The following is an 11,640-nucleotide window of genomic DNA, read 5'->3' as shown; positions in this document are numbered from 1 at the left end:
CGTCTCCTCTGCGCGTCATCACCGGCTCATACCACCCTCCGCGTCATCACCGGGCTTGTCCCGGTGATCTCGATCGGAAGAGCGCCGTGCTCCAACTCATCGGGATGGCCGGGACAGGCCCGGCCATGACGGGGGAGGGTGGGAAGCCCTACTCGCCGGCCCATAGGGCCGTGCGGCTCCAGCCTTTCAGGATGCGGTCGATCCACGCGCGTTGCGGGCCGACGAGAATGCCCTGCGTGACGCCTCCGCATTGCCGGCCCCTGGCCGGCGACGACCAGCTCGTGATGGCCGCGATGGTCTCTCCGGACGCCATCGGGCCGCCGGAATCGCCCTGGCAGGCGCTGGCCGTGCCGGAGCCCTCGGCCCAGAGCAGGATGCGGCTCGGACCGAACGGCTCGACGGCGGTCAGGGACGCGGTGCGGAAGGTGCCGGAGGTCTTGGCATCGCCTTCGCGCGCCAGCCCATACCCGCCGACGGTGACCGGATCGTTCTCCGCGATTGTCGTGGTTGCGAGGGTCGCGCGCTCGAAGCGCCCCGGCAGGGCCTCGGGAATGCGCAGCAGGGCGAGATCGATGGAACGCTGCCGGGTCTCGATGGCCTTCGCATTGTAGCCCGGATGCACCGCCTTCGCGGCGGGGACGATCAGCACGGGCGCGCCGGTCTCGTCGCGGAAATGAACCCGGTGCTCGGCCGCGCCCGTCACGCAATGGGCCGCGGTGAGCACCACGTCGCGCGCCAGCACAACGGCGCTGCACACGCCGCCGTTCGAGCTCAGCACCATCACGCTCCGACGGGCGAGGGGGCCCGCATCCTCGCTGCCTCCCACGATGGCATCCGCCCGTGTCGCGGCGAGCGACAGGGCAAGACCGAGCATAACCACACGTTGCATCACTTCAAAGGATCCCTGTTCGAGATGATTCCCATATTCATCAGCGGGCCCGCCGTCGAGCCCGTCACGCTCGACGACATGAAAGCCTATCTCCGCGTCGATGGCGACGACGGCACGCAGGACGACCTGGTCGCGGGCCTCGTCAAGGCGGCACGCCTCATGGTCGAGGCGGCATCGCGGCGGATCCTGATCGAGCAGCGCTGGCGCGTGGTGCTGGACCGATGGCCGTCCGGCGGCACGATCCTGCTGCCGCTCGCGCCGCTGATCGCGGTGGACGGCATCACCCTGACCGATGCCGCAGGCAACCCGTCCGGCGTTCCGGCGAGCGCCTTCGAGGCGGACCTGGTGAGCGATCCGCCGCGCATCGCCGTGACGGGCGCGCCGGAGCCGGGCCGGGCGCGGCACGGGATTTCCATCGCGGTGCGGGCGGGCTTCGGCACGGGGCCCGAGGCGGTGCCGGGTCCGCTGAAGCTCGCGGTCCGCATCCTTGTCGCGCATTGGTTCGAGAACCGGGGCGACGTGACCGGCGCGCAGATCCTCCCGCCCGAAGCGCTCGCCCTCGTGGCGCCGTTCCAGCGGGCGCGGTTATAGGCCGGGGTCATTGCTACCCTCTACAGCCTTCGCGTCATCACCCGTCCGGTCCTGTCACTCTCGACGTCATGGCCGGGCTTGTCCCGGCCATCCCGATGCTGTGAAGCGCAGCGCTCTTCATATCGAGATCACCGGGACAAGCCCGGTGATGACGGGAAGCGCAAACGCCCGATCCCTGCCCACGTCGTGGTCGGCACAGGGCCGGCGATGACCCGGCGGGAACCGTTCCCTTCTTTCACCCTCGCATTCCCTCTCAAAGACATTGCCATGAGAACCAGACCCATTCGCATCGGCGCGCGGGCGCGCCGGTTCGTGCTCGAACTGCCGCTCGAACGACCCGACGGATTCGGCGGCGTCATCCGCACCTACACGGCGGGGCCGCAGCTCTGGGGCGCCATCGAGATGCTCTCGGGCGTCGAGCGCGTGCGCGCCGACCGGCCCGAGCAGAGCCTGACCCACCGCATCACCCTGCGCTACCGCGAGGGCGTGACCGGCGCCATGCGCCTGAGCGCGGGCTTGCGCCGCTTCGCGATCCGGGCGGCGTCCGACCCGGACGGGTCGCGGCGCGATCTCGTCTGCCTGGTCGAGGAGATGCGGCCATGACGAGTCCCGTTTTGGCCTTGCGCGGCGCAATCCTCGACGCGGCGGCCGCGGATGCGGAGCTGTGCGCGCTCATGGGCGGCTCGTTGCGCCTCTACGACGAGCCGCCGCGGGGCGCCGCTCCGGTCTATGCGCTGTTCTCGGACGTGCGTGCCGCCGATTGGTCGACGGATCGCGAGCGTGGGCACGAGCAGAGCCTCGGCATCGTCGTGTGGTCCGAGCCCGGCGGTGCCCGCACGGCGCTCGCCGTGGCCGAACGCCTCGACGCGATCCTCGACGACGCGGCGCTGACCCTCGACGGGCACCGCCTCGTCAACCTGCGCGTCACGGAGATTTCCGGCGAGCGCGACAAGGACACGCGGCTCACCCGCGTCACCCTGCGCCTGCGCGCGGTCACCGAGGTGGCGTGACCGGGTCCGTTCCTCCCGTCATGGCAGTGTCGCATATCGTGCCGGTCTCTCACGTCATGACCGGCCCTGCGTCTGCCCTGTCAGCACCCGCCACGTCATGGCCGGGCTTGTTCCGGCCATCCCGATCCGGTGAGGCGCCGCGCTTCACAGAACTGAGATCACCGGCACGAGGCCGGTGATGACGTGGGGGTGTCGTTCCCGCCTGCAAAGGGCCTCTTTCCTCATTCGACAAAGGACATCCCATGCCTGCTCAGAAGGGCAAGGACCTGCTCATCAAGATCGGCGACGGCAGCAGCGGCTTCGTCACCGTGGCGGGGCTGCGCACGCGCCAGATCGCCTTCAACGCCGAGACCGTGGACGTCACCCATGCGGAATCCGCCGGGCGCTGGCGCGAGCTGCTCGCCGGCGCCGGCGTGCGCCGCGCGTCCATCTCCGGCTCCGGCGTGTTCAAGGACGAGGCGTCCGATACGCGCATGCGCCAGGTCTTCTTCGACGGGGACATTCTGATCTATCAGATCGTCATCCCGGATTTCGGCCGCATCGAGGGGCCGTTCCAGGTCACGAGCCTGGAATATCGCGGCGACCATGCCGGCGAGGTGACGTTCGAGATGGGCATCGAATCCGCCGGCGCGCTCGCGTTCGTGGCGCTGTGAGCGGGCGGACCCTCAGCATGCATCGCGCCACCTCCGCCATCACCGGCCTTGACCTGACAAGGACGACAATCCACACCAAGGAACACACGATGCCCAACAGACGACGGGGCGAGGTGGCGCTGCAGATCGGCGACACGCGCTACACCCTCTGCCTGACGCTCGGCGCGCTCGCGGAGCTCGAGGACGCGTTCGGCGTCCAGGACCTCTCGGCGCTGGCCGAACGCTTCGGCGTCGGACGCCTGGCGAGCCGCGATCTCGTCACCCTGCTCGCGGTCGCGCTGCGCGGCGGCGGTCACGCGATGAGCGACCAGGAGGTGGCGCGGCTGCCGCTCGACGACGGCATCGCGCCGGTCGCCGCGGCGCTCGCCGATCTTCTGCTCGTGACCTTCGGGGGAGGCGAGGAAACGCCAAACCCTCCCTAGCGCATCGCCCGGTCGCGGACGATGCGCTTGTCGAAGACACGAGCACCGGCTCGTCCGCTGCCCGTCCGGATGCTCCCGCAGGATGCGCGCCGCGCGCCTTCCCCTGGGACGACGCGATGGCCCTGGGCCTGAGCCTGCTGCGCTGGAGCCCGGATGGGTTCTGGCGCGCGACGCCGCGCGAGCTCGCGGCCGCCTGGGAGGGGCTGCACGGCGCACGGCGGACGGAGCCCGCCTCGCGGGGCGATCTCGGACGCCTGATGGAGGCGTTTCCGGATGGCGACGCGATCAGGGACAGGGAGTCCCTTCCGCGCCAGACGACATCATCGTGAAAAACCGTGCACGCCAGCTCACTGCGCTCATCGGCCTTTCCGATAGTGTCGCGGATCGTCATGCATCCGGGAAATCGTTTGTCGTTCCGAGGTGCTTTGCACCTCTCAGCGCCAAGCATTTGAAGAAGACGTTCCGCCAATCCAAATGGCGGACCGGACCTGGCTTCTGCGATGCGACGGCCTTTGTCGCTTCGTAGTCGCATTCGTTCTGCATCTTCGACCATTGCGCGGCGCTGATGCTTCCGATGTCGAAGACATCGTCAGGTGGACGGCTCGGCACACAGGCTGGTGCAGTGAGCGTCAGACCTGCGCAGAGGAAGACCAAGGAGGCTCGTTTGAGCGACAACCCTGCCAAAAGCCCCATCGCGGCCAACAATAGCGTAGAGGACGACCGCAAGCGCCAGCTCACCACTCTCATCGGCCTCTCCGACAAATTCGGCGATTCCCTGTCCAATGCTTTCGCCAAGAATGTCGCGGAAGGCAAGAAATTTGATAACGTTCTCAAGTCCGTGCGCCAATCCCTTGTGGAAACGGGGTTGCGCCTGGCGCTCGCGCCCCTGCAGACGGCCCTGAGCCAGAGCGTGAAGGGCATGATGACGGGGGCGCTCGGGAGCTCGCTGCCCCTCGACGGGGGCGGGCTCATCGGCGGTCTCACCAAGGGGCTGGGCTCGATCCTCGGCTCGCTCTTCGGCGGCGGCGGACCGGCCTTCGCGCAGGGCGGCGTGGTCTCGCGCGGCCTGGTGATGCCGTTCGCGCAAGGCGGCGTGGTCGGCGCGCCGACCTATTTCCCGATGGGACGCGGTCTCGGCCTCATGGGCGAGCGCGGCGCCGAGGCGGTGATGCCGCTGGCGCGCGGGCCCGACGGGCGGCTCGGCGTGCGCGCGGGTGGGAGCGGCGGGCGGCCGGTCTCCGTGACGGTCAACGTCTCGACCCCCGACGCGGACAGCTTCCGCCGCTCCGAGGCCCAGGTCTCGGCGGCGCTCGCCCGGGCCGTGGCCCGCGGCCAGCGCGGCATGTAGGGGCTCTCGGGGCCTCCGCCCGTCATGCTCGGTCCTGTCCCGGCCATCCCGATCAGGAAAGCGCCGCGCTGAAGAGTGTCGGGCTCACCCGCCCGCGCCGTCGAGCATCGCCATGATCTCGTCCTTGATCTTCAGGCGGCGGCGCTTGAGCTCCTCCTCGGCATCCTCGGACTGGGGCTCCACCCGGGTCTCGATCCGGTGGATGGTACGGTTGAGCTCGTCGTACTCGTCGTAGAGCCGCGCGAAGTGGTTGTCGCTCGTCTTGAGCTGGTGGATCCGCTCGCGCTTGTCGGGGAAATCCTCCGCGAGGTCGTTGGGAGCGTTGCTCATCGCCAGTGGCCTCCGTGCCGTTCGGGGTTCGCACCGTCAACGCCACCCCGGTTCTTTCGTTTCACATTGCAGCAGGACCGACCATGGCCTCAGACTTCCACGAGGTCCGCTTTCCCCTCGACGTGGGCCTCGGCGGCCGCGGCGGGCCGGTGCGGCGGACCGACATCGTCACGCTCGCGTCCGGCCGCGAGCACCGCAACAGCCGCTGGGCCGGGTCCCGGCGCCGCTACGATGCGGGTCTCGGCGTCCGGACCGTCGACGCGCTGCACGCGGTGATCGCCTTCTTCGAGGAGCGGCGCGGCCGGCTCTACGGGTTCCGCTTCCGCGACCGCACCGACTGGCGCTCCGGCCCGCCCTCCAAGGAGCCGACGCCCCTCGACCAGCGCATCGGCACCGGCGACGGGCAGACCGCCGGCTTCCTGCTGGTGAAAGCCTACGGGGCGTCGTTTGCGCCCTACAGCCGCCCCATCGCCAAGCCGGTCGGCGGCACCGTCCGGGTGGCGCTCGACGGGATCGAGCAGGCCGTCGGGTCGGGCTTCAACTGCGACCCGACCACAGGTCTCGTGACCTTCACGGCGCCGCCGCGCGCCGGCGCCATCGTGACGGCCGGCTTCGCCTTCGACGTGCCGGTGCGTTTCGACACGGACGAGCTCGACATCGACCTCTCGGCCTTCGAGGCCGGCGACATCCCGCAGATCCCGCTGGTCGAGATCGTGCCTTAGACACCCTCCACGTCATCACCGGCCCTGTGCCGGTGATCCCGATCCCGATGGGTGCGGCGTTTCAATCGATCGGGATGGCCGGCACAAGGCCGGCCATGACGTGCTGAGATCGCGGACATCGCCCCAATAAAGATCAGAATCCCCATGCGTCCCATTTCCCAAAACCTCTCCGCCCATCTGGCCGGCGGGGCCACGAATCTGTGCCATTGCTGGAGGCTCGTGCGGCGCGACGGCGCGGCCTTCGGCTTCACCGATCACGACCGCGACCTCGCCTTCGGCGGGACGATCTACGCGGCCCGCACCGGGCTCGAGGCCGCCGAGGTGACGGCGGAGCTCGGCTTCGCGGTCGGCGGCGGCGAGGTGTCGGGCGCGCTCGTGTCGGCCGGGCTCACCGAGGACGACATCGCGTCGGGCCTCTACGACGATGCCGGCGTCGAGACCTGGCTCGTCAACTGGAGCAACGTGGACGAGCGCCTGCTCCTCGACATCGGCTCGATCGGCGAGATCCGCCGCGCCGATGGCGGCTTCGTGGCCGAGGTGAGGGGGCTCATGCACCGGTTCGACGAAGAGCGCGGGCGCCTCTTCCGCGCCACCTGCGCGGCCGATCTCGGCGATGCGCGGTGCGGGATCGATCTGTCGTCGTCGCGCCATTCCGCGACCGGCGCCGTCGCGGCGACCGACGGGGCCCTGACCCTCGCGGCCTCCGGCATCGGTTTCGCCGACGGATGGTGCACGGCGGGCCAGCTCACGTGGACGAGCGGCGACAATGCCGGTCTGTCGGTCGAGATCAAGGTCCATCGCGCCACGGGCGGGACAGATACATTCGACCTGTGGCAGCGCCCCCCACAGCCCATCAGGATCGGCGACACGTTCCGGGTCACGGCCGGCTGCGACAAGACCCATGGGACATGCCGGGCGAAGTTCCGGAACGCGTTGAACTTCCGCGGCTTTCCGCACATGCCCGGCAACGATTTCATCATCCGCATGCCGCAGCAGGGCGAGCCCGGCCTCGACGGCGGCAGCTTCTTCCGGTGAGGGGCGTCGCCGGGTCGCAACCTGCCCGTCATGGCCGGCCTCGTGCCGGCCATCTCGATACGGAGGGGCTCGGCGCCTCAAGCAATCGGGATCACCGGGACAAGCCCGGTGATGACGTCGAGGGTTCAGGGCCGGTGATGACGCGAGGGCGTCGTTGGCGGCGACCTGAATCAGCGCATCCTTCTTCGTTCGTTCGAACAGCTGTTGCGAATATCACGATGCCCCAACCCCATCTCATCCTCGCCGAGGCCCGCTCGTGGATCGGCACGCCGTACCGCCACCAGGCCTCGCTCAAGGGCGTGGGCTGCGACTGCCTCGGCCTGCTGCGCGGCGTCTGGCGCGGCGTCATGGGCCGCGAGCCCGAAATGCCGCCGCCGTATTCGCCCGACTGGGCGGAGGCGGGCGCCGACACGCTGCTTGCCGCCGCGCGACGACACCTCGTCGAGATCGACCGCGACGCCCTCGCGGCCGGCGACGTGCTGCTGTTCCGCTGGCGCGCCGCCATGCCGGCCAAGCACTGCGCCATTGCCGCTTCGCGCGACACGATGATCCACGCCCATGACGGCGCGTCGGTCGCCGAGGTGGCGTTCCATCCCTGGTGGCGGCGACACCTCGCCCATGCCTTTCGCTTTCCGGATACGAACTGATGGCCACAATCGTTCTGCAAACCGTCGGCGCCGCGGTCGGCGGCATGATCGCCGGACCCCTCGGGGCCATGGCCGGGCGCGCGCTCGGCGGGCTCGCGGGAGCGGCCATCGACAACGCGCTGTTCGGGGGCGACACCACCAAGCATGTGGAGGGCCCGCGCCTCAAGGACATCGACGGGCTCACCTCGACGGAGGGCGCGCCGATCCCGCGGGTCTACGGCCGCGCGCGCATCGGCGGCCAGCTCATCTGGGCGACGCGCCTCGAGGAGGCGGTGAACACCGATGTCGACCGGGGATCCCAGGGCGGCAAGGGCATGAGCGGGCCGAAGACCGTCACCACCACCTATTCCTACTTCGCCAATCTCGCGGTCGGCCTGTGCGAGGGGCGCATCGCCTTCATCCGCCGCGTCTGGGCCGACGGGCGCGAGATCGATCTGAGCACCCTCACCATGCGCGTGCATGCGGGCAGCGAGACGCAGAGCGCCGATCCGCTGATCGTCGCCAAGGAGGGCGCGCAGAACGCGCCCGCCTATCGCGGCCTCGCCTATGTGGTGTTCGAGCGTCTGCCGCTGGCCGATTTCGGCAACCGCGTGCCGCAATTCTCCTTCGAGGTGGTGCGGCCGGTGGACGGCCTCAACCGCATGGTGCGGGCCGTCTGCCTGATCCCCGGGGCGAGCGAGTTCGGCTACGACACGCTGCCCGTCATGCGGGTGCTCGATCTCGGCAAGACCCGGCCGGAGAACCGCCACCAGATGCGGCGCGACACCGACGTGGCCGCCTCCCTCGATTCGCTCGAGGCTTTGTGCCCCAACCTGAAGCGCGTGTCCCTGGTGGTGAGCTGGTTCGGCGACGATCTTCGCGCCGGGTCGTGCCTGATCGAGCCGCGCGTCGACGTGAAGACCAAGACGACCGACGGCGCCGCCTGGTCGGTCGCGGGCGTGACGCGCGAGGCCGCGAAGGCGGTGTCGCTCGCCGGCGGGTCTCCCGCCTATGGCGGCACCCCGTCCGACGAGACGGTGATGCGCCTGATCCGGAATCTGAAGGCGCGCGGTCTCGAAGTGGTGCTCTATCCCTTCGTGATGATGGACGTGCCCAAGGACAATGACCTGCCCGACCCTTACGGCGGCACCGGGCAGGCACCCTATCCCTGGCGCGGTCGCATCACCTGCCATCCCGCGCCGGGCCGCGGCGGCTCGCCCGACGGCACGGCCGCCGCCGCCGTGCAGGTCGACAGCTGGTTCACCCGCTCGGCGGGCTTCAACCGCATGGTGCTTCATTACGCGAACCTGGCCGAAGAAGCCGGCGGCGTTCACGGCTTCATCCTCGGCAGCGAGCTCGTGGGCCTGACCCGCGTGCGCTCCGCATCGGGCATCTATCCGGCCGTGGCGCGGCTCAAGGCGCTGGCCGGGCAGGCGCGCGATGTCCTGCGCGCCTCCACGAAGATCGTCTATGCGGCCGACTGGACGGAATACGGCGCGCATGTTCTCGACGGCGGCGACGAGGTGCGCTTTCCCCTCGACCCGCTCTTCGCCAGCTCCGCCATCGATGCGGTCGGCATCGACTACTACCCGCCGATTGCGGACTGGCGCGACGGTCCGGGTCACGCGGATCTCTCCGCCGCCCGCAGCGTCTACGACGTCGATTACCTGCGCGCGCGCCTCGGCGGCGGCGAAGCGTTCGACTGGTACTATGCCGATGCGTCCGAGCGGGCCGCGCAGGTCCGCCGGCCCATCACGGACGGCGCGCACGGCAAGCCGTGGGTCTTCCGCGCCAAGGATCTCGTCTCGTGGTGGTCGAACCGGCACGTGGAGCGCGTGAACGGCGTCGAGACCGGCGCGACCCCGTGGCAGCCGCACGCGAAGCCGATCTGGCTCACCGAGATCGGCGTGCCCGCGGTGGACAAGGGGCCGAACGGCCCCAACGTGTTTCCCGATCCGAAATCCTCGGAATCCGCCTATCCGCCGTTCTCCCGCGGCGTGCGCGACGATCTCGCTCAGGCGCGTACGCTCGAGGCCATTCTCTCGCGCTTCGATCCGGCCCAGAGGGGCTTCTCACCGGAGTACAATCCGACGTCCCCGTTCTATGGCGGGCGCATGGTCGATCCGGACAGCGTTTTCGTCTGGGCCTGGGATGCGCGGCCCTATCCGGCCTTTCCCGATTTCGACACCGTGTGGTCGGACGGCCGAAACTGGGAGACGGGTCACTGGATCACCGGACGGATCGAGGGCGCGACTCTCGACCGCCTCATCGCGCGCATCCTGCGCGATTACGGGTTTGCCGATCCGGGCACCATTCCCGTCGACGGTTTCGTCGACGGCTACGTGATCGACCGGCCCATGTCCGTGCGCGGCGCGCTCGAGCCGCTGCTGCGCCTCTTCGGCGTCGATGCCGTGGCGCGCGGCGGTGCCATCGCGTGGCAGGGGCGCGGCGGCCGGGCCGTCGTCCAATTGACCAAGGACGACCTCGTGCTCGGCGACCGGGGGCCGTCGCTCACGCTCACGCGCGCCCAGGAAACCGAGCTGCCGCAGCAGGTGGAGATCGGATTCATCGAAGGCGACACCGACTATCGCCGCGCCTCCGTGGCGTCGCGGCGCCTGTCCGGTGCGAGCCGCCGGGAGGCGAGGGCGGACAGCGCCGTCGTCACCCGCCGGGCGGAGGCGCAGCGCCTCGCCGAGACCTGGCTTCAGGACCTGTGGGCCGGGCGCGAGGGCGCCGAGTTCGAGCTGTCGCCGCGGCGGCTCGACCTGGAGCCGGGCGACGTGATCGCGCTTCCCACCGATGCGGGTCCCAAACTGCATCGCATCACGCGCATCGCCGACGGGGCGACGCGCAAGGTCAGCACGCGCGCGGTCGAACCCGCCGTGTTCGAGCGGCCGGGCGCATCCGCCGAGAAACCGGTGAGGCGTCCGCCGCCGGTTCCCGGCAAGCCGCAGGTCGTGGTGCTCGACCTGCCGGCGGCCTTCGGCGATCCGGCGCCCCTGCAATACGTGGCGGTCGCGGCCGATCCCTGGCCCGGCGCCATGACGATCTGGCGTTCCGGCGATGCCGCCAGCTTCGCGCCCGTCCGGGTGATCGACCTGCCGGCCGTGATCGGACGGACCGGGACGGCGCTCCCGCCGGGTCCGCTCTGGCGCTGGGACCCGCGCGCCACGCTCGACGTGGAGATCTCCTCGGGAGCCCTGAGCAGCCTCGACGACGAGGCCGTGCTCGGCGGCCGCAACCTCTTTGCCCTGCAGGGTCCGGACGGCCGCTGGGAGATCGTCGCCGCCGCGCGCGCCGAGATGATCGGCGAGCGCAGCTATCGGCTCTCGCGCTTCCTGCGCGGCCTCGCCGGGTCCGAGCCCGAGGCCGGCCGCACGGTGCCGGCGGGAGCCCTTCTGGTCAAACTCGACGAGGCTGTCGTACCACTCGCCACGGGCCTGCAGGATCTCGGCCGGACCTGGCGCTACCGCGTCGGTCCCTCGGGCCGGGACCATGCGGATCCGGCGGTTGCCGAAACCATCGCGACGGCGGGGGCGGATGCACTCAGGCCCTTGAGCCCCGTGCATGTCGCGGCCACCCGCGAGGCCGGCGGCGTCCGCCTCGCATGGACGCGCCGCACGCGCCAGGGCGGCGACGGCTGGGAGCCGCTCGACGTGCCGCTGGCCGAGGATGCGGAGCGCTACGCGATCGACATCCTCAAGGACAACGGGGTCGTGCGCACGCTCGCCAGCCCACAGGCCTCCGTCCTTTACGCCCATGCCGACGAGGCGGCCGATTTCGGCGCGCCTCAATCCGCGCTCGCCGTCCGCATCGCGCAATGGAGCGCCGTGGCCGGGCGCGGCCTCGAGCGGCATGCAACGGTCGCCGTGCGCTGACCGACCGCGTGCTTTTCGGCCGCGCCGGCGCGCCGGGCACGATACCCTCCACCGTCATGGCCGGGCTTGTCCCGGCCATCCCGATTGCTTGAAGCGCCGCGCTTTTCGTATCGGGATCACCGGCACAAGGCCGGTG

12 protein-coding genes and 1 pseudogene are annotated in these 11,640 nt (G+C 70.3%); 11 read left to right on the top strand and 2 right to left on the bottom strand.

From position 1 onward, the window contains the following. Positions 1-148 precede the first annotated feature (148 nt). Positions 149-889: a trypsin-like serine protease gene (locus KBI52_RS19045; protein ID WP_210810434.1), complete on the bottom strand. Its 741-nt coding sequence runs from the start codon at positions 887-889 to the stop codon at positions 149-151. A gap of 24 nt (positions 890-913) precedes the next feature. On the opposite strand from KBI52_RS19045, the gene KBI52_RS19040 reads away from it, so the two are divergent. From KBI52_RS19040 to KBI52_RS19010, 7 genes and pseudogenes are all read left to right on the top strand, one after another. Beyond that, positions 914-1,480 (top strand): hypothetical protein, encoded by a 567-nt coding sequence (locus KBI52_RS19040; protein WP_173946999.1) that lies wholly within the window; start codon positions 914-916, stop codon positions 1,478-1,480. A 267-nt stretch (positions 1,481-1,747) separates the two neighbouring features. Then, entirely contained in the window at positions 1,748-2,083 is a 336-nt protein-coding gene (locus KBI52_RS19035) for a phage head closure protein (RefSeq protein WP_173946998.1), read from the top strand. Beyond that, positions 2,080-2,490: a DUF3168 domain-containing protein gene (locus tag KBI52_RS19030; RefSeq protein WP_173946997.1), complete on the top strand. Its 411-nt coding sequence runs from the start codon at positions 2,080-2,082 to the stop codon at positions 2,488-2,490. The genes KBI52_RS19035 and KBI52_RS19030 overlap by 4 nt, the downstream gene beginning before the upstream one ends. Before the next feature lie 242 nt (positions 2,491-2,732). Then, entirely contained in the window at positions 2,733-3,143 is a 411-nt protein-coding gene (locus tag KBI52_RS19025) for a phage major tail protein, TP901-1 family (protein ID WP_210810429.1), read from the top strand. An 89-nt stretch (positions 3,144-3,232) separates the two neighbouring features. Beyond that, positions 3,233-3,565, top strand: coding sequence for a gene transfer agent family protein (locus tag KBI52_RS19020; RefSeq protein WP_210810419.1), 333 nt, complete (start codon positions 3,233-3,235; stop codon positions 3,563-3,565). A 110-nt stretch (positions 3,566-3,675) separates the two neighbouring features. Next, positions 3,676-3,894: pseudogene (locus KBI52_RS19015) on the top strand (phage tail assembly chaperone); the annotation flags it as partial. 335 nt (positions 3,895-4,229) lie between these two features. After that, positions 4,230-4,913, top strand: coding sequence for a phage tail tape measure protein (locus KBI52_RS19010; RefSeq protein WP_247654500.1), 684 nt, complete (start codon positions 4,230-4,232; stop codon positions 4,911-4,913). A gap of 84 nt (positions 4,914-4,997) precedes the next feature. On the opposite strand, the gene KBI52_RS19005 is transcribed toward KBI52_RS19010, so the two are convergent. Next, positions 4,998-5,243, bottom strand: coding sequence for a YdcH family protein (locus tag KBI52_RS19005; protein WP_173946993.1), 246 nt, complete (start codon positions 5,241-5,243; stop codon positions 4,998-5,000). 83 nt (positions 5,244-5,326) lie between these two features. Between KBI52_RS19005 and KBI52_RS19000 the strand changes: the two genes are divergently transcribed. From KBI52_RS19000 to KBI52_RS18985, 4 genes are all read left to right on the top strand, one after another. Further along, positions 5,327-5,965 carry a DUF2460 domain-containing protein gene (locus KBI52_RS19000; protein ID WP_210810413.1) on the top strand — a complete coding sequence of 213 codons (639 nt, stop codon included), beginning with the start codon at positions 5,327-5,329 and terminating at the stop codon, positions 5,963-5,965. Positions 5,966-6,109: 144 nt separating this feature from the next. After that, on the top strand, positions 6,110-7,000 hold the full coding sequence (locus KBI52_RS18995) for a DUF2163 domain-containing protein (RefSeq protein WP_210810409.1): 891 nt from the start codon (positions 6,110-6,112) through the stop codon (positions 6,998-7,000). Positions 7,001-7,218: 218 nt separating this feature from the next. Continuing rightward, the gene (locus KBI52_RS18990; RefSeq protein ID WP_210810405.1) at positions 7,219-7,647 is read left to right on the top strand and encodes an NlpC/P60 family protein; all 429 of its coding nucleotides are present in this window, start codon (positions 7,219-7,221) and stop codon (positions 7,645-7,647) included. After that, on the top strand, positions 7,647-11,504 hold the full coding sequence (locus KBI52_RS18985) for a glycoside hydrolase/phage tail family protein (RefSeq protein WP_210810401.1): 3,858 nt from the start codon (positions 7,647-7,649) through the stop codon (positions 11,502-11,504). The genes KBI52_RS18990 and KBI52_RS18985 overlap by 1 nt, the downstream gene beginning before the upstream one ends. Positions 11,505-11,640: the final 136 nt, after the last annotated feature.

It is taken from the genome of Microvirga sp. HBU67558 (assembly GCF_018069605.1).
Taxonomy (GTDB): Bacteria; Pseudomonadota; Alphaproteobacteria; order Rhizobiales; family Beijerinckiaceae; genus Microvirga; species Microvirga terrae.
This window is presented reverse-complemented; position numbering and strand designations above follow the sequence as displayed.

Excerpts from the sequence above, each read along its gene's own strand:
- KBI52_RS19045 (WP_210810434.1), bottom strand. The coding sequence starts at position 889 with ATGCAACGTGTGGTTATGCTCGGTCTTGCCCTGTCGCTCGCCGCGACA.
- KBI52_RS19040 (WP_173946999.1), top strand. The coding sequence starts at position 914 with ATGATTCCCATATTCATCAGCGGGCCCGCCGTCGAGCCCGTCACGCTC.
- KBI52_RS19035 (WP_173946998.1), top strand. The coding sequence starts at position 1,748 with ATGAGAACCAGACCCATTCGCATCGGCGCGCGGGCGCGCCGGTTCGTG.
- KBI52_RS19030 (WP_173946997.1), top strand. The coding sequence starts at position 2,080 with ATGACGAGTCCCGTTTTGGCCTTGCGCGGCGCAATCCTCGACGCGGCG.
- KBI52_RS19025 (WP_210810429.1), top strand. The coding sequence starts at position 2,733 with ATGCCTGCTCAGAAGGGCAAGGACCTGCTCATCAAGATCGGCGACGGC.
- KBI52_RS19020 (WP_210810419.1), top strand. The coding sequence starts at position 3,233 with ATGCCCAACAGACGACGGGGCGAGGTGGCGCTGCAGATCGGCGACACG.
- KBI52_RS19005 (WP_173946993.1), bottom strand. The coding sequence starts at position 5,243 with ATGAGCAACGCTCCCAACGACCTCGCGGAGGATTTCCCCGACAAGCGC.
- KBI52_RS19000 (WP_210810413.1), top strand. The coding sequence starts at position 5,327 with ATGGCCTCAGACTTCCACGAGGTCCGCTTTCCCCTCGACGTGGGCCTC.
- KBI52_RS18995 (WP_210810409.1), top strand. The coding sequence starts at position 6,110 with ATGCGTCCCATTTCCCAAAACCTCTCCGCCCATCTGGCCGGCGGGGCC.
- KBI52_RS18990 (WP_210810405.1), top strand. The coding sequence starts at position 7,219 with ATGCCCCAACCCCATCTCATCCTCGCCGAGGCCCGCTCGTGGATCGGC.
- KBI52_RS18985 (WP_210810401.1), top strand. The coding sequence starts at position 7,647 with ATGGCCACAATCGTTCTGCAAACCGTCGGCGCCGCGGTCGGCGGCATG.